At 53.4% G+C, this 16,884-nt stretch carries 14 protein-coding genes and 2 tRNA genes; 5 read left to right on the forward strand and 11 right to left on the reverse strand.

Annotated features, from left to right (window positions below; genetic code table 11):
* Positions 1–81: 81 nt before the first annotated feature.
* From infB to AAER43_RS20160, 4 genes are all read right to left on the reverse strand, one after another.
* On the reverse strand, positions 82–2,769 hold the full coding sequence (gene infB / locus AAER43_RS20145; protein WP_014885373.1) for a translation initiation factor IF-2: 2,688 nt from the start codon (positions 2,767–2,769) through the stop codon (positions 82–84).
* A gap of 24 nt (positions 2,770–2,793) precedes the next feature.
* Positions 2,794–4,296, reverse strand: a complete 1,503-nt coding sequence (nusA, locus tag AAER43_RS20150; protein ID WP_014885374.1) for a transcription termination factor NusA — start codon at positions 4,294–4,296, stop codon at positions 2,794–2,796.
* A gap of 28 nt (positions 4,297–4,324) precedes the next feature.
* The gene (rimP, locus tag AAER43_RS20155) at positions 4,325–4,777 is read right to left on the reverse strand and encodes a ribosome maturation factor RimP (protein WP_014833432.1); all 453 of its coding nucleotides are present in this window, start codon (positions 4,775–4,777) and stop codon (positions 4,325–4,327) included.
* Between the two features lie 207 nt (positions 4,778–4,984).
* A tRNA-Met gene (locus tag AAER43_RS20160) sits at positions 4,985–5,061 on the reverse strand.
* Between the two features lie 287 nt (positions 5,062–5,348).
* Here AAER43_RS20160 and argG point away from each other — a divergent pair.
* Positions 5,349–6,695: an argininosuccinate synthase gene (argG, locus tag AAER43_RS20165; protein ID WP_014885375.1), complete on the forward strand. Its 1,347-nt coding sequence runs from the start codon at positions 5,349–5,351 to the stop codon at positions 6,693–6,695.
* Positions 6,696–6,873: 178 nt separating this feature from the next.
* Here the strand turns inward: argG and AAER43_RS20170 are convergent.
* The 6 genes from AAER43_RS20170 to rlmE form a co-directional block, all read right to left on the reverse strand.
* Positions 6,874–6,960, reverse strand: a tRNA-Leu gene (locus AAER43_RS20170).
* Positions 6,961–6,969: 9 nt separating this feature from the next.
* The gene (gene secG, locus AAER43_RS20175; protein WP_003861803.1) at positions 6,970–7,302 is read right to left on the reverse strand and encodes a preprotein translocase subunit SecG; all 333 of its coding nucleotides are present in this window, start codon (positions 7,300–7,302) and stop codon (positions 6,970–6,972) included.
* A gap of 222 nt (positions 7,303–7,524) precedes the next feature.
* The gene (gene glmM / locus AAER43_RS20180; protein WP_014885376.1) at positions 7,525–8,862 is read right to left on the reverse strand and encodes a phosphoglucosamine mutase; all 1,338 of its coding nucleotides are present in this window, start codon (positions 8,860–8,862) and stop codon (positions 7,525–7,527) included.
* Complete coding sequence (gene folP / locus AAER43_RS20185) at positions 8,855–9,703, reverse strand: dihydropteroate synthase (protein ID WP_014885377.1); 849 nt, start codon at positions 9,701–9,703, stop codon at positions 8,855–8,857. Before folP ends, glmM begins: the two co-directional genes overlap by 8 nt.
* A gap of 98 nt (positions 9,704–9,801) precedes the next feature.
* Positions 9,802–11,736, reverse strand: a complete 1,935-nt coding sequence (ftsH, locus tag AAER43_RS20190) for an ATP-dependent zinc metalloprotease FtsH (protein ID WP_013098921.1) — start codon at positions 11,734–11,736, stop codon at positions 9,802–9,804.
* Between the two features lie 102 nt (positions 11,737–11,838).
* A complete protein-coding gene (gene rlmE, locus AAER43_RS20195; RefSeq protein ID WP_003861812.1) occupies positions 11,839–12,465 on the reverse strand; it encodes a 23S rRNA (uridine(2552)-2'-O)-methyltransferase RlmE in 627 nt (208 codons plus the stop codon).
* A gap of 127 nt (positions 12,466–12,592) precedes the next feature.
* On the opposite strand from rlmE, the gene yhbY reads away from it, so the two are divergent.
* Positions 12,593–12,886: a ribosome assembly RNA-binding protein YhbY gene (gene yhbY, locus AAER43_RS20200; protein ID WP_003861814.1), complete on the forward strand. Its 294-nt coding sequence runs from the start codon at positions 12,593–12,595 to the stop codon at positions 12,884–12,886.
* A gap of 151 nt (positions 12,887–13,037) precedes the next feature.
* Here yhbY and greA read toward each other — a convergent pair whose 3' ends face one another.
* Positions 13,038–13,514: a transcription elongation factor GreA gene (gene greA / locus AAER43_RS20205; RefSeq protein ID WP_014171793.1), complete on the reverse strand. Its 477-nt coding sequence runs from the start codon at positions 13,512–13,514 to the stop codon at positions 13,038–13,040.
* A 228-nt stretch (positions 13,515–13,742) separates the two neighbouring features.
* Between greA and dacB the strand changes: the two genes are divergently transcribed.
* Genes dacB through pmrB form a run of 3 tightly spaced genes read left to right on the forward strand, consistent with a single transcriptional unit; the run spans position 13,743 to position 16,881 of the window.
* A complete protein-coding gene (gene dacB / locus AAER43_RS20210) occupies positions 13,743–15,176 on the forward strand; it encodes a serine-type D-Ala-D-Ala carboxypeptidase (RefSeq protein WP_045134768.1) in 1,434 nt (477 codons plus the stop codon).
* Positions 15,177–15,178: 2 nt separating this feature from the next.
* Entirely contained in the window at positions 15,179–15,841 is a 663-nt protein-coding gene (gene pmrA, locus AAER43_RS20215; protein ID WP_014885379.1) for a two-component system response regulator PmrA, read from the forward strand.
* On the forward strand, positions 15,838–16,881 hold the full coding sequence (gene pmrB, locus AAER43_RS20220; RefSeq protein WP_050861507.1) for a two-component system sensor histidine kinase PmrB: 1,044 nt from the start codon (positions 15,838–15,840) through the stop codon (positions 16,879–16,881). Before pmrA ends, pmrB begins: the two co-directional genes overlap by 4 nt.
* Positions 16,882–16,884 lie beyond the last annotated feature (3 nt).

Consider the following 16,884-nt stretch of genomic DNA (forward strand, 5'->3'; position numbering starts at 1 on the left):
TTCTCCAGACAAAAAAGGGGCTTAAGCCCCTTTTGAAATAATTGCCGGATGGCGCTTCGCTAACCCGGCCTACGATCTCAATTAATCGATGCTGCGTTGGATCTCGATGATTTCGAACACTTCGATCATATCGCCAACGCGTACGTCGTTGTAGTTCTTCACACCGATACCACATTCCATGCCGTTACGGACTTCGTTAACGTCATCTTTGAAGCGGCGCAGAGATTCCAGCTCACCTTCGTAGATAACCACGTTGTCACGCAGTACGCGGATTGGGTTGTGACGCTTGATGGTACCTTCGGTAACCATACAGCCCGCGATCGCACCGAATTTCGGTGATTTGAACACGTCACGCACTTCAGCCAGACCGATGATCTGCTGTTTCAGCTCAGGAGACAGCATGCCGCTCATCGCCGCTTTCACTTCGTCGATCAGGTTATAGATGACGGAGTAGTAGCGCAGATCCAGGCTTTCCGCTTCGATCACGCGGCGAGCAGAAGCATCAGCACGCACGTTGAAGCCTACCAGGATGGCGTTGGACGCAGCAGCCAGGGTCGCGTCGGTTTCGGTGATACCACCTACGCCAGAACCGATGATCTTCACTTTCACTTCGTCGGTAGACAGTTTCAGCAAGGAGTCGGAGATCGCTTCCACAGAACCCTGAACGTCAGCTTTCAGCACAACGTTCACTTCGTGAACTTCACCCTCGGTCATGTTAGCAAACATGTTCTCGAGTTTAGATTTCTGCTGACGAGCCAGTTTAACTTCACGGAATTTGCCCTGACGATACAGTGCCACTTCACGCGCTTTCTTCTCGTCACGCACGACGGTCACTTCGTCACCGGCAGCCGGCACACCGGACAGACCGAGGATTTCAACTGGAATGGACGGACCCGCTTCCAGCACTTCCTGACCCAGTTCGTTACGCATCGCACGAACACGACCGTATTCGAAGCCACACAGAACGATATCGCCCTTAAGCAGGGTACCTTCACGAACCAGAACGGTTGCAACCGGGCCACGACCTTTATCCAGGAAGGATTCGATCACCGCACCGCTCGCCATACCTTTACGAACGGCTTTCAGCTCCAGAACTTCAGCCTGCAGCAGGATAGCGTTCAGAAGGTCGTCAATACCGGTACCCGCTTTAGCAGATACTGGGATGAACTGTGCTTCACCGCCCCACTCTTCCGGCATAACGCCATACTGAGACAGTTCGTTTTTAACACGGTCCAGATCGGCTTCTGGCTTATCGATTTTGTTGACTGCAACAACCAGAGGCACCTGCGCCGCTTTCGCGTGCTGGATAGCTTCGATGGTTTGCGGCATTACGCCGTCGTCTGCAGCAACAACCAGCACAACGATATCCGTTGCCTGAGCACCACGAGCACGCATAGACGTAAACGCTGCGTGGCCTGGGGTATCCAGGAAGGTAATCATACCGTTGTCGGTTTCTACGTGGTAAGCACCGATGTGCTGGGTAATACCACCCGCTTCGCCAGAGGCAACTTTCGTAGAACGAATGTAGTCAAGCAGAGAGGTTTTACCGTGGTCAACGTGACCCATAATGGTCACAACCGGTGCACGCGGTTCAGCCGCAGCGCCAGTATCACGGTCGCTCATTACGGCTTCTTCCAGCTCGTTTTCACGACGCAGGATAACTTTGTGGCCCATCTCTTCGGCAACCAGCTGCGCGGTTTCCTGGTCGATAACCTGGTTGATGGTCGCCATTGCGCCCAGCTTCATCATCGCTTTGATGACCTGAGAGCCTTTAACCGCCATCTTGTTCGCCAGTTCGCCAACGGTGATGGTTTCGCCGATCACGACGTCACGGTTAACAGCCTGAGCGGGCTTCTGGAAGCTCTGCTGCAGAGCGGAACCTTTACGCTTGCCACCTTTACCACCGCGAACAGCAGCGCGTGCTTCTTCACGATCGGCTTTGGATTCAGCGTGCTTGTTACCTTTCTTAGCAGGACGCGCAGCTTTTGCATTACGACCACGGCCACGGCCGCCTTCTACTTCACGGTCGTTGTCATCTTCAGCCTGACGTGCGTGCTGAGAAGTGGTGACGTGGTAGTCGCTGGTGTCTTCAGTCGGTTCAACGGTATTCACACCGTTCTTCTCGTTTTCTTCTGCCATACGGCGTGCTTCTTCAGCGACGCGGCGAGCTTCTTCTTCGAGCTTGCGGCGTGCTTCTTCTTCGGCTTTACGCTTCAGTTCGGCAGCTTCATTTTCACGACGGGCTTTTTCAGCCTGGGCAGTTTTGGTCATTTCGTCTGTCTGTTGATTGCTCACTTTGTCTTTTTCCGCAGCGTCACGCTTCACTTTATCACTGGCGTCGCGTTTCGCTTTTTCTGCGGCCTCACGTTCAGCTTTTAATTCTGCCTCGCGTTTGGCGGCAGCTTCCGCCTCACGCTGAGCTTGTTCTTCCGCTTCACGCTGTGCCTGCTCTTCCGCGGCAAGGCGTTCTGCCTCTTGCGGATCACGTTTTACAAAGGTGCGCGTCTTGCGGACTTCAATTTGTACCGATTTACTTTTGCCACCGGTACCAGGAATATTCAACGTGCTGCGCGTTTTGCGCTGCAGCGTTAACTTGTCAGGCGTAGAACCGTGCTCACGGTTCAGGTGCGTTAACAAGGTTTGTTTTTCTTGCGCGGTCACCGAGTCATCAGCGGACTTCGGGATCCCTGCATCAGCAAATTGCTGTACCAGGCGGTCCACGGAGGTCTGAATCTCAGCAGCCAGCGATTTTACAGTTACATCAGTCATGCTGTTCCTTCCTGCTACAGTTTATTACGCTTCGTCGCCGAACCAGCAAATATTACGTGCGGCCATGATGAGTTCGCCGGCTTTCTCGTCGGTTAAACCTTCGATATCAGCCAGGTCATCAACGCCTTGCTCAGCGAGATCTTCCAGCGTACAAACACCACGGGCAGCCAGCTTGAACGCAATCGCACGATCAAGACCTTCCAGATTCAGCAGGTCATCAGCCGGCTTCTTATCGCCAAGGCTTTCTTCCTGAGCCAGTGCCAGGGTGGTCAGTGCGTTTTTAGCGCGTTCACGCAGGGCTTCAACGGTTGGTTCATCCAGACCGTCAATTTCCAGCAGCTCTTTCATTGGCACATAGGCCAGTTCTTCCAGCGTAGAGAAACCTTCCTCAACCAGAACAGTGGCGAAATCTTCGTCAATGTCGAGGTATTTGGTGAAGGTATCGATCGCCGCATGGGCTTCAGCCTGATGCTTGGCCTGCAGGTCGTCAACGGTCATTACGTTGAGTTCCCAGCCGCTCAGCTGTGACGCCAGACGTACGTTCTGACCGTTACGGCCAATCGCCTGCGCCAGGTTGCCCGCTTCAACAGCGATATCCATGGTGTGTTTGTCTTCGTCAACAACGATAGACGCCACATCTGCCGGAGCCATTGCGTTGATCACGAATTGCGCCGGGTTGTCATCCCACAGAACGATATCAATACGTTCGCCACCCAGCTCGGTAGACACCGCCTGAACACGCGCACCACGCATACCAACGCAAGCACCGACCGGGTCGATACGCTTGTCGTTCGTTTTCACCGCAATTTTCGCACGGGAGCCCGGATCGCGAGCCGCCGCTTTGATTTCGATGACTTCTTCACCGATTTCCGGTACTTCGATACGGAACAGTTCAACCAGCATTTCCGGTTTAGAACGGGTCACGAACAGTTGAGCACCACGCGCTTCAGGACGCACGGCGTACAGCACACCACGGATACGGTCGCCCGGGCGGAAGTTTTCACGCGGCAGCATGTCTTCACGCAGGATCACCGCTTCAGCGTTACCCGGCATCCCTTCGGATTTGATCTCCAGAGAGATGTTGTCGCGGTTTACTTTCTTCACCACGCCGGTAATGATTTCGCCTTCCTGATCGCGGAACTGGTCAACCACCAGTGCGCGCTCGGCTTCGCGCACTTTCTGCACGATAACCTGTTTCGCGGTCTGGGTAGTGATACGGTCAAAGGTGACAGATTCAATCTGATCTTCAACGTAGTCACCCACGTTCAGACTTTCGTCTTCAAAACGTGCCGCTTCCAGCGTGATCTCTTTGGTCGGCTGGGTCACTTCTTCAACAATTACCCAACGACGGAATGTATCGAAGTCACCGCTTTTACGATCGATTTCTACGCGAACATCGATCTCTTGTTCGTATTTTTTCTTGGTTGCTGTAGCCAGTGCACTTTCCAGCGCTTCGAAAATCTTCTCACGCGGCAGTGATTTCTCGTTGGAGACGGCTTCAACAACAGCCAAAATTTCTTTGTTCATCGCGGGCTTTTCACCTCAATCCAGACTGTTAAAAGTGGGGAACCAGGTTCGCCTTCTGGATATTACTCAGCGCGAACACTTCATCTTTGCCTTCGACTGTCACCGTGATCATTTCACCATCAACGGCTTTGATAATTCCCTGCCATTTACGGCGGTTCTGTACGGCCATACGCAGAACGAGAGCCACTTCTTCACCGGTAAAGCGCACATAGTGCTCGGCCGTGAACATCGGACGATCGAGGCCAGGTGAGGAAACTTCCAGGTTGTACGCAACGGTAATTGGGTCTTCAACATCAAGAACCGCACTCACCTGGTGGCTGACATCAGCACAATCATCAACATTGATGCCATCTTCACTATCAATATAGATGCGCAGCGTCGATGTACGGCCGCGAACGAATTCGATGCCGACCAGTTCGTAGCCCAGTGCTTCGACCGGTGCAGTAATCATCTCTGTTAATTTTTGCTCTAATGTGGACAAGCCCACCCCCAAGACATAAAAAAAGGGCGTAAAGCCCAGTTATTCTGTAGTCAGATAACAAAAAACCCCGATAAATCGGGGCTTTAGATAACTGAACCCTATAGCCACAACTGTGGCCTGGAGCACTCTCCGAAAGAATTTTTTCAAATCCAGCTACGAAGGCTCTGAGTCTTCACAGTATATTTGAAAAAGAACTTTATGGGAAAGTGGTTGCGGGGGCCGGATTTGAACCGACGACCTTCGGGTTATGAGCCCGACGAGCTACCAGGCTGCTCCACCCCGCGCCTGAAACGTGGCAAATTCTACGGGTTTTGGACAGAATTTGCAAATAATGCTGGGATTTGGTACCGAAGACGGGACGTAAAATCGGCGTTTAGTATATTGATAGTTGACCCCACCTGTCAACCCAACTTCCATCAGACGAAACAGACCAAATTTTTTACAAAAAACGCACGAGTCTCTTCCGGTATTCGATAAAAGATGATTAAATGAATACTCACTTATTTTGCATAAAAATGCACAAGAGAGCGAAAGCGGTCTCTAATCAGTCAATCAAGCAGGGTTTTATTCTATGACGACGATTCTCAAGCATCTTCCGGTAGGACAACGTATTGGCATCGCTTTCTCAGGCGGCCTGGATACCAGCGCTGCACTGCTGTGGATGCGCCAGAAGGGAGCGGTTCCGTATGCATATACTGCGAACCTGGGTCAGCCGGATGAGGACGACTACGATGCTATTCCTCGTCGCGCGAAAGAGTATGGCGCAGAAAACGCGCGCCTGATTGACTGCCGTAAGCAACTCGTCGCAGAAGGTATTGCGGCTATTCAGTGTGGTGCGTTCCATAACACCACCGGCGGTCTGACCTATTTCAACACCACTCCACTGGGTCGCGCCGTTACCGGCACGATGCTGGTTGCCGCGATGAAAGAAGATGGCGTGAACATCTGGGGTGACGGCAGCACCTATAAAGGTAACGATATCGAACGTTTCTATCGTTATGGCCTGCTGACCAACGCCGAGCTGCAGATCTACAAACCCTGGCTGGATACCGACTTCATCGACGAGCTGGGTGGCCGTCATGAAATGTCCGAGTTTATGATTGCCTGCGGCTTTGACTACAAGATGTCCGTTGAGAAAGCCTACTCCACCGACTCCAACATGCTGGGTGCGACGCACGAAGCGAAGGACCTGGAATTCCTGAACTCCAGCGTGAAGATCGTTAACCCAATCATGGGCGTGAAATTCTGGGATGAGAACGTGAAGATCGCGGCAGAAGAGGTGACCGTACGTTTCGAGCGTGGTCATCCGGTTGCCCTGAACGGTAAAACCTTCTCTGACGACGTAGAGCTGATGCTGGAAGCGAACCGCATTGGCGGCCGTCACGGTCTGGGCATGAGCGACCAGATTGAGAACCGTATTATCGAAGCGAAAAGCCGTGGCATTTATGAAGCACCGGGGATGGCGCTGCTGCATATCGCTTATGAGCGTCTGCTGACCGGGATCCACAACGAAGACACCATTGAGCAATATCACTCTCATGGTCGTCAGCTGGGTAAACTGCTGTATCAGGGTCGCTGGTTCGATCCGCAGGCGCTGATGCTGCGTGATGCGCTGCAGCGCTGGGTGGCGAGTGCCATTACCGGTGAGGTCACTCTGGAACTGCGTCGCGGTAACGACTACTCCATCCTGAACACCGTGTCTGACAACCTGACCTATAAAGCAGAGCGTCTGACCATGGAGAAAGGTGAGTCGGTGTTCTCGCCAGATGACCGTATTGGTCAGCTGACCATGCGTAACCTGGACATCACCGATACCCGTGAAAAGCTGTTCAACTATGTTGAGAATGGTCTGCTCTCCGCAAGCTCCGGTAACGGCCTGCCGCAGGTGGAAAACCTGGAGCACAGCGATAAGAAGTAATCGCTATTCAGAAATGCAGAAGGCACTCTTAGGGTGCCTTTTTTATGCCCTTTTGTAGGGCGGGTAAGCGCAGCGCCACCCGCCATTTTGCCCGGTGGCGCTGCGCTTACCGGGCCTACGAAAACAAAAAGTACAGACGAAAAAAAAGACGCCTTTCGACGTCTTTCTTCTGGAATATTGGTACCGAGGATGGGACTCGAACCCACAAGCCCGTTAGGGCACTACCACCTCAAGGTAGCGTGTCTACCAATTCCACCACCTCGGTACGGAATACTTACTGCGGGATATCGCTGGTTGGCTTCGCCGGTGCAGCTGGCTGAGTCTGCTCAGTTTTTGCTGGCGCGCTCAGGTTTTCCCACTCGCTTCCTTTACTGGTCTTGTTGCTGTTGATATTGCCCAGCACCAGACTGATGATGAAGAACAGCGTAGCCAGAATCGCTGTCGTACGGGTCATGAAGTTCGCAGAACCACTTGAACCGAACAGCGTACCGGAAGCGCCTGCTCCGAAGGAGGCTCCCATATCAGCGCCTTTACCTTGCTGCAGCATAATCAGCGCTACGAGAGCGATGGCTACAATAAGGAAAATAACTAAAAGAGCTTCGTACATAATCAACCTGTTCCTTGCGGATTTGCCGCATACCAATGCTTCGACCAATTAGCAGGATTTTGTTTCCCACTGAAGCGGGTGTGAATACTAACCAAAGCGAATGGCCTTCGCAAGGGCATTTTTGAGCCATTGTATCAACTGCGGAAAAAAACAGCAAAAAGCCATTAATTGCTTAAAACAAAGGCGACAAAAGTCGCCTTTTTAAACAGTTAGCGTGCAAGTTTATGCAGCTTTAACGGCATCAGCAATACGGTGGGCAAATTCAGTCACCTGCGCTTCATCCTCACCTTCCACCATAACGCGAATCAGTGGTTCAGTTCCGGACTTACGCAGCAGCACGCGGCCACGGCTTCCCAGCGCCGCTTCAACGTCAGCCATTACCGCTTTCACATTGTCATTTTCCAGCGGATCGCCTTTACCTGCCGTGAAACGCACGTTCACCAGGATCTGCGGGAACATTTTCATGCCGCTGCAGAGATCGTGCAGGCTCATATGGTTACGGGCCATCGCTGCGACGACCTGAAGCGCAGCCACGATGCCGTCACCGGTGGTGGTTTTGTCGAGCAGGATCACGTGGCCTGAGTTTTCTGCGCCAATGCGCCAGCCTTTCTCCTGAAGCTTCTCCAGCACGTAACGGTCACCCACTTTCGCGCGAACAAACGGGATACCCAGCTGTTTCAGCGCCAGCTCCAGACCCATGTTGCTCATCAGCGTGCCGACGGCACCACCGCGCAGTTGACCCTGACGCAGCCCTTCACGGGCGATGATGTAGAGGATCTGATCGCCATCAACCTTGTTGCCTTCGTGGTCGACCATGATCACGCGATCGCCGTCGCCATCCAGCGCAATACCCAGGTCGGCCTTCTCTGCCAGCACGCGCGCCTGCAGGGCACGCACGTCCGTCGCGCCAACCTGCTCGTTAATATTCAGACCATCCGGCTCGCAGCCAATGGTGATCACTTTGGCGCCCAGCTCGCGGAATACGTTTGGCGCAATGTGATAGGTCGCACCGTTGGCGCAGTCCACCACAATTTTAAGGTGGGCAAGGCTCAGTTCGTTCGGGAAGGTACCTTTGCAAAACTCAATATAGCGACCCGCGGCATCGACGATACGGTTTGCTTTACCCAGCTCTGCGGAGTCCACGCAGGTGATCTCTTTTTCCATTTCGGCTTCAATGGCTTCTTCCACTTCATCCGGCAACTTGGTGCCATCAATGGAGAAGAACTTGATGCCGTTGTCATAGAACGGGTTATGGGAGGCCGAAATCACAATTCCCGCTTCCGCGCGGAAGGTACGGGTCAGATACGCAACAGCAGGCGTTGGCATTGGGCCAGTAAAGGAAGCTGACAGCCCCGCGGCTGCCAGTCCGGCTTCAAGCGCCGATTCCAGCATATAACCTGAAATACGGGTATCTTTACCAATAATGATCTTACGGGAGCCATGACGTGCGAGTACCTTGCCAGCAGCCCAGCCAAGCTTAAGGACAAAATCAGGCGTGATAGGCGCATCGCCGACACGCCCACGGATACCATCGGTCCCAAAATATTTACGATTACTCATAGCGTTTGTTTTCCTTCGCTGCCAGTGTGGCTTCCACCACGCGCATGGCTTCTACTGTTTCTTTGACGTCATGGACACGGATAATATGCGCGCCTTGCATCGCCGCAATGACCGCGCAGGCCAGACTACCACTCAGGCGCTCGCTCGGCCCTACGTTAAGCAATTGGCCAATCATCGATTTTCTCGACATCCCCACCAGCAGCGGCAGGCCGAAGTGATGGAATTCCGATAAGCGCGCAAGCAGTGCATAATTGTGGGAGAGATTTTTACCGAAACCGAACCCCGGGTCGAGCAGCAATTTCTCTTTTGGGATGCCTGCACGCTCACAGCGTTCAATATGCTCAATAAAGAAGCGATTCACATCAGCAAAGACATCGTCATACTTCGGCGCCTCCTGCATGGTTTTCGGCTGCCCCTGCATGTGCATCAGGCACACAGGCAACCCTGTCTCAGCAGCGGCTTCGATTGCACCGGGTTCAGTCAGCGAGCGGATATCATTAATAATGTGAGCACCCACTCTCGCCACTTCACGAATCACTTCTGGTTTGGAAGTATCGACGGAGATCCATACCTCAAAACGTTGTGCGATTGCCTCAACGACCGGCACCACGCGCGCCAGCTCTTCTTCCACCGACACATCCGCTGCCCCTGGGCGCGTCGATTCACCGCCGACATCAATGATGGTAGCACCCGCGTTGATCATTAAATTCGCGTGCTTAACCGCGTCGATAAGCGTGTTGTGCGTGCCGCCGTCAGAGAAGGAGTCAGGGGTAACATTCAGGATACCCATCACATGAGGATGTGAGAGATCGAGATGCGAGTCCTGGGCGAAGAGTTTCATGGCTAAATCCCTGGTATCAATATGGTTAAATGAAAAAGAAAAACCCCGGAGCAAGCTCCAGGGTTTGAGATACAGACAAACGCTTCAACAGCAGTGACTTACTTGTCGCCCAACTGTTCTGACATGGTGTTGCCCGGGTTCGGCGTACGCGGTTCATCGACCGGACGCGGCGCACGCGGGGTGCCATTGTTGTCAGAATTGTTGGAAGCACCTGGGTCTTCCCAGCCTGCTGGCGGACGCACTTCGCGGCGAGCCATCAGGTCGTCAATCTGCGGTGCATCGATGGTCTCATATTTCATGAGCGCATCTTTCATCGAATGCAGGATGTCCATATTGTCGTTCAGGATCTGACGCGCGCGACCGTAGTTACGTTCAATCAGCGCTTTCACTTCCTGGTCGATGATACGAGCCGTCTCATCGGACATATGTTTCGCTTTTGCCACGGAGCGGCCCAGGAATACTTCACCCTCTTCCTCTGCATAAAGCAGCGGACCGAGTTTGTCGGAGAAGCCCCACTGAGTGACCATGTTACGTGCCAGGTTTGTCGCCACTTTAATGTCGTTCGACGCACCGGTAGAAACATGTTCCGGCCCGTAGATGATCTCTTCCGCCAGACGACCACCGTACAGGGTTGAAATCTGGCTTTCCAGTTTCTGACGGCTGGCGCTGATCGCGTCGCCTTCAGGCAGGAAGAAGGTCACACCCAGCGCACGACCGCGCGGAATAATCGTCACTTTGTGTACCGGATCGTGCTCCGGTACCAGGCGGCCGATAATCGCGTGACCGGCTTCGTGATATGCCGTGGACTCTTTCTGCGCTTCCGTCATCACCATGGAGCGACGTTCCGCACCCATCATGATTTTGTCTTTCGCTTTCTCGAACTCCACCATGGACACCACGCGCTTGTTACCGCGAGCGGCGAACAGAGCAGCTTCGTTGACCAGGTTAGCCAGATCCGCACCGGAGAAGCCCGGGGTACCACGCGCAATAATTGCCGCGTCGATATCTGGCGCCAGCGGTACGCGACGCATGTGCACTTTCAGAATCTGTTCACGACCACGAACATCTGGCAGACCGACCACAACCTGACGGTCGAAACGGCCTGGACGCAGCAGCGCCGGGTCAAGTACGTCCGGACGGTTAGTTGCGGCGATAACGATAATACCTTCGTTACCTTCGAAGCCGTCCATCTCAACCAGCATCTGGTTCAGAGTCTGTTCACGTTCATCGTGACCACCGCCCAGGCCCGCGCCACGCTGGCGGCCTACGGCGTCGATTTCATCGATGAAGATAATGCACGGTGCTGCCTTCTTAGCCTGCTCGAACATGTCACGCACACGAGATGCACCGACACCCACGAACATTTCGACGAAGTCAGAACCTGAAATAGTAAAGAACGGCACCTTCGCTTCACCTGCAATAGCTTTCGCCAGCAGGGTTTTACCGGTACCCGGAGGGCCGACCATCAGCACGCCTTTCGGGATCTTACCGCCCAGTTTCTGGAAACGGCTCGGCTCGCGCAGGTATTCAACCAGTTCACCGACTTCTTCTTTCGCTTCGTCACAACCGGCAACGTCAGCGAACGTAGTCTTGATCTGGTCTTCCGTCAGCATACGCGCCTTGCTCTTACCGAACGACATGGCACCTTTGCCACCGCCGCCCTGCATCTGACGCATAAAGAAGATCCAGACGCCGATAAGAAGCAGCATCGGGAACCAGGAAATGAAGATTGAAGCCAACAGGCTTGGTTCTTCTGGCGGCTCGCCTACCACTTTGACGTTTTTGGTCAGAAGGTTATCAAGCAGCTTAGGATCGTTCACCGGGATGTAAGTCGTGTAACGGTTACTATCTTTCTTGGTAACGTTGATCTCACGTCCGTTGATACGCGCTTCGCGAACCTGGTCCTGATTGACCTCCTGCAGGAAGGTAGAATAATCCACCTTGCGGCCATTCGACTCGCTGGGCCCAAAGCTCTGGAATACTGACATCAGCACAACGGCAATGACCAGCCAGAGTATTAGGTTTTTCGCCATGTCACTCAAGGGATTAACCTCATATTACAACTGTGTTAAAAACAGCGTCAGGATACTCTATATCCAGTTTCATTCAAACTTTCGCCTGAAATCTACCGGTTATCATTTTCGCCCGGTCGCTACAATATACACTTCGCGGGAACGGGCCCGGGAAGAGTCCGGCTTACGAACTTTGACCTTCGCAAACAGGGAGCGAATTTCCTTAAGATACTCCTCGAAACCTTCGCCCTGAAACACCTTCACAACAAAACTACCACCAGGCGCTAGTACATCACGACACATTTCTAACGCTAGCTCCACCAGATACATGGCGCGGGGGATATCCACCGCCGGTGTTCCACACATATTTGGTGCCATATCTGACATGACAACCTGGACCTTACTGTCACCTACACGATCAAGTAACGCTTTAAGCACTAATTCATCACGAAAGTCGCCCTGAAGGAAGTCGACACCGACGATAGGATCCATTGGTAAAAGATCGCACGCGATGATTCGGCCCGTTCCGCCGATCTGCGTTACCGCATACTGGGACCATCCGCCAGGTGCCGCACCGAGGTCAACAACCGTCATCCCCGGCTTAAAAAGTTTGTCACTTTGCTGTATTTCATCAAGTTTAAACCAGGCACGGGAACGCAACCCCTTTTTCTGCGCCTGTTGAACATATTTATCGCTAAAGTGTTCCTGAAGCCAGCGGCTGGAGCTGGCAGAACGCTTTTTACCTGTCATTTAACATTTCCGTCCTGGTTCATCGTTACTTGCCTGTGACGTAAATTTCTACGCAGCTATTTGGCGATATAAGGGAGATGGCGGTAGAATGAACCGTTTTCAATCCCAACGTAAGCAAAAATATACGATGAATCTGAGTACTAAACAAAAACAGCACCTTAAAGGTCTGGCACATCCGCTCAAGCCTGTAGTGATGCTTGGCAACAATGGTTTGACCGAAGGGGTGCTTGCCGAGATTGAACAAGCGCTGGAACACCACGAGCTGATCAAGGTGAAAATCGCCTCTGAAGACAGAGACACTAAAAACCTGATCGTGGAAGCCATCGTGCGCGAAACCGGCGCCTGTAATGTACAGGTCATCGGTAAAACGCTGGTGCTCTACCGCCCATCTAAAGAGCGTAAAATCTCGCTGCCACGCTAAGGATATCCTGAATCAAACACATTTTCTGTGTGAAACGAGGGATTTCTGTCAGCAGGCGAGCAAAATGCCATGCTCCTTGAGTTGATAAAAGGCCGCTATGCGGCCTTTTTCTTTTCTTTACAATGTATCAACATCTTACCAGAGATGCGAATTACAGGTATTCAACCTTGATAATTTCGTATTCCACTTCACCGCCAGGCGTGCGAATGGTAACAACATCATCCTGCTCTTTGCCAATCAGGCCGCGAGCAATCGGAGAGTTCACGGAAATCAGGTTCTGTTTGAAGTCTGCTTCATCATCACCCACGATGCGATAGGTCTGCTCTTCGTCGTTGTCCAGGTTCAGCACGGTCACGGTTGAACCAAAGATCACACGCCCATTGTTAGGCATCTTGGTGATATCGATAACCTGCGCATTGGACAGTTTTGCTTCGATATCTTTGATACGTCCTTCACAGAAGCCCTGCTGCTCACGCGCCGCGTGGTATTCAGCGTTCTCCTTCAGGTCGCCATGCTCACGCGCATCCGCGATAGCGGCGATAATTTCAGGGCGACGAACGGATTTCAGGAAATCCAGCTCTTCGCGCAGTTTTTCGGCACCACGTAAGGTCATCGGAATAGCTTGCATTTGTTATACCTCTTAAACATTCCTGTTGGGAGCAGTGTTCCCTGCCCCTGCCCCCCTAAGCGGGCAAGAAGCAAAAAGAAAACCGACCCGGGAGCAACGCCCCAGGTCAGCAGCAATTTTTCAATTTGATACGCATTTTACCGCGAAGTTCACTATGGGTCATCGTTTACTTTGCAGTGCTATGCACCGTAGTATGACGGTTTGTTTTCGGGTTGTTAGCGCGAGATTATGCGATTTTCCAGATTTATCATCGGATTGACTACCAGTATAGCGTTCAGCGTTCAGGCCGCGAATGTTGATGAGTACATTAATCAGCTACCCGCAGGTGCTAACCTTGCATTGATGGTGCAAAAGGTCGGGGCGCAGACGCCAGAGATTGACTATCACAGTCAACAGATGGCGCTGCCTGCCAGTACCCAAAAGGTGATCACGGCCCTCGCCGCGCTGCTTCAGCTCGGCCCTGACTTTCGTTTTACCACCACGCTTGAGAGCAAAGGCAACATTGAGGGCGGTGTACTGAAGGGCGATCTTATTGCCCGTTTTGGCGGCGATCCGACCTTTAAGCGCCAGGATATCCGCAATATGGTGGCGGTGCTGAAAAAATCCGGTGTGACGAAAATCGAGGGTAACGTGCTGATCGACACCTCGATTTTTGCCAGCCATGATAAAGCGCCAGGCTGGCCGTGGAACGACATGACGCAATGCTTTAGCGCACCACCCGCCGCCGCGATTGTTGACCGCAACTGCTTTTCAATTTCCCTTTACAGCGCGCCCAAACCGGATGATTTAGCGTTTATCCGCGTGGCATCCTACTACCCGGTGACCATGTTTAGCCAGGTGCGTACGCTGGCCAAAGGCTCCCCGGATGCCCAGTATTGCGAACTGGACGTGGTGCCTGGCGATCTTAACCGTTTCACGCTCACCGGCTGTCTGACCCAGCGCGCCGATCCCCTGCCGCTGGCCTTTGCGATACAAGATGGCGCGAGCTACGCGGGCGCCATTCTGAAGGATGAACTGAAGCAGGCAGGCATTAGCTACTCCGGTACGCTGCTCCGCCAGACGCAGGTCAACCAGCCCGGAACGGTCATCGCCAGCAAACAGTCGCCTCCGCTGCACGATTTGCTGCGAATTATGCTGAAAAAGTCTGACAACATGATTGCTGATACGGTGTTCCGCATGATCGGCCACGCGCGTTTTGGCGTGCCGGGAACCTGGCGCTCGGGCTCAGACGCTGTGCGCCAGATCCTGCGCCAACAGGCGGGAATCGATCTGGGTAATACCATTGCTGTCGATGGTTCCGGATTATCGCGTCATAATTTGATCGCACCGGCAACCATGATGCAAGTGCTTCAGTACATTGCACAACATGACTCTGAGCTAAACTTTATTTCAATGCTGCCGCTTGCCGGGCATGACGGTTCTCTGCAGTATCGCGCCGGGCTTCACGCGGCCGGCGTAGATGGCAAAGTATCCGCTAAAACAGGTTCACTGCAGGGCGTTTACAATCTTGCAGGGTTCATCACGACCGCCAGCGGACAACGCATGGCCTTCGTACAGTATCTTTCCGGCTATGCCGTCGAACCGACCGATCAGCGCAACCGTCGTATTCCGCTGGTTCGCTTCGAAAGCAGGCTTTATAAAGACATTTATCAGAATAACTAGCGATGAAACTACTCATAGTTGAAGATGATCTGTTATTGCAGGAAGGACTCGCGCTGGGGCTTGCCAACGAAGGGTATGCTCTGGATTGTGCCGGTACCGCGGCAGAGGCGGATTCCCTGATCCAGAGCGGCGAGTACAGTCTGGTGATCCTCGATTTGGGTTTGCCGGACAAAGACGGCGCGACGCTGCTCACCCAATGGCGTCGGCGCGGCATCGCTAACCCGGTGTTGATCCTGACGGCACGCGATGCGATTGAAGATCGTATTACCGGCCTCGATGCTGGCGCAGATGACTATCTGGTGAAGCCCTTTGCGCTCGCAGAACTTCAGGCACGCGTGCGGGCGCTTATCCGGCGCTATCAGGGGCACAGCGATAATCTGCTGACGGACGGCGACATCACGCTCAATCTGCAAACCCAGCAGGTACTGCGTCAGTCCCAGCCCGTTGAAGTGACCCCAAAAGAGTTCGCCCTCCTGACCCGCCTGATTATGCGCAGCGGGCAAACGGTGCACCGTGAAACGCTGCAACAGGACATTTACTCCTGGCAGGACGATCCCGGCTCTAACACCCTGGAAGTCCACATCCATAACCTGCGTCGCAAGCTTGGCAAAGACAGGATAAAAACCGTCCGCGGCGTTGGCTATCGTCTGGAGAGCCAGAAATGAACAGCATGCGTCGGCGATTAATGGTGTTGCTGGCGGTCATTCTGTTATTTTTCCAGCTGATAAGCGTGATTTGGTTGTGGCATGAAAGTCGTGAGCAGATTGGCTTTCTGGTGAATGAAACGCTGTCTGCAAAAGCCCGCAATAACCATGTCGAAAAAGAGATCCGCGAGGCGATTGCATCTCTTCTGGTCCCTTCCCTGGTGATGGTCAGTTTCACTCTGCTGTTTTCATTCTGGGCGGTCACCTGGATAACCCGGCCTCTGAATAAACTCCGCGACAGCCTCGCTAACCGTTCGGCGGATAACTTAACGCCGCTGCCTATGTATTCCGACATGGAAGAAATAGGCGCCGTTACCACCTCTCTCAACCAGCTACTCGCCAGGCTGGACAGTACCATTCAGCAGGAGCGTCTCTTCACCGCAGACGCCGCCCACGAACTGCGAACGCCACTGGCCGGGATCCGGCTTCATCTGGAGTTAATGGCGCAGTCAGGCTCTCCGCAGGCGACAACGTTAATCAGCCGTATCGATCAGCTCATGCATACCGTTGAACAACTGCTGATGCTGGCCCGTGCAGGACAGGCGATGGCGAGCGGTCGCTATGAGACCATCAACTGGACGGACACGATCATCACGCCCCTTGGTCTTGAGCATGAAGCCAAAGAACATACGGTGATATGGCCGGCCAAAAGTACGCTTACGGTGCAGGGTGACGCGGTGCTTTTGCGACTGATGCTGCGTAACCTGCTGGAAAATGCCGGACGTTACAGTCCACCAGGCACAACAATCACCGTGGCACTAACCGAGGTTGCGGGAGGTACGCTGGTCAGCGTGAGCGATCAGGGGCCCGGCATCGATGAAGCACATCGACAGTCGATCACCGAGCCGTTCCGTCGGCTTGATCAGCGCTACGGCGGTAGCGGCCTGGGCCTGAGTATCGTACAGCGTATCCTGCAACTCCACCGCGGTAAGCTAGCGTTGGAGAACGGTGCTGAAGGCGGCCTGATAGCAAGCTGCTGGCTCCCCTCAACGCTGGAATAAAAA

The sequence above is a fragment of the Enterobacter sp. FUJ80071 genome (assembly GCF_038739915.1).
GTDB lineage: Bacteria > Pseudomonadota > Gammaproteobacteria > Enterobacterales > Enterobacteriaceae > Enterobacter > Enterobacter kobei.

Excerpts from the sequence above, each read along its gene's own strand:
- secG (WP_003861803.1), bottom strand. The coding sequence starts at position 7,302 with ATGTACGAAGCTCTTTTAGTTATTTTCCTTATTGTAGCCATCGCTCTC.
- nusA (WP_014885374.1), bottom strand. The coding sequence starts at position 4,296 with ATGAACAAAGAAATTTTGGCTGTTGTTGAAGCCGTCTCCAACGAGAAA.
- rlmE (WP_003861812.1), bottom strand. The coding sequence starts at position 12,465 with ATGACAGGTAAAAAGCGTTCTGCCAGCTCCAGCCGCTGGCTTCAGGAA.
- pmrB (WP_050861507.1), top strand. The coding sequence starts at position 15,838 with ATGAACAGCATGCGTCGGCGATTAATGGTGTTGCTGGCGGTCATTCTG.
- folP (WP_014885377.1), bottom strand. The coding sequence starts at position 9,703 with ATGAAACTCTTCGCCCAGGACTCGCATCTCGATCTCTCACATCCTCAT.
- greA (WP_014171793.1), bottom strand. The coding sequence starts at position 13,514 with ATGCAAGCTATTCCGATGACCTTACGTGGTGCCGAAAAACTGCGCGAA.
- yhbY (WP_003861814.1), top strand. The coding sequence starts at position 12,593 with ATGAATCTGAGTACTAAACAAAAACAGCACCTTAAAGGTCTGGCACAT.
- dacB (WP_045134768.1), top strand. The coding sequence starts at position 13,743 with ATGCGATTTTCCAGATTTATCATCGGATTGACTACCAGTATAGCGTTC.
- argG (WP_014885375.1), top strand. The coding sequence starts at position 5,349 with ATGACGACGATTCTCAAGCATCTTCCGGTAGGACAACGTATTGGCATC.
- pmrA (WP_014885379.1), top strand. The coding sequence starts at position 15,179 with ATGAAACTACTCATAGTTGAAGATGATCTGTTATTGCAGGAAGGACTC.
- glmM (WP_014885376.1), bottom strand. The coding sequence starts at position 8,862 with ATGAGTAATCGTAAATATTTTGGGACCGATGGTATCCGTGGGCGTGTC.
- infB (WP_014885373.1), bottom strand. The coding sequence starts at position 2,769 with ATGACTGATGTAACTGTAAAATCGCTGGCTGCTGAGATTCAGACCTCC.
- ftsH (WP_013098921.1), bottom strand. The coding sequence starts at position 11,736 with ATGGCGAAAAACCTAATACTCTGGCTGGTCATTGCCGTTGTGCTGATG.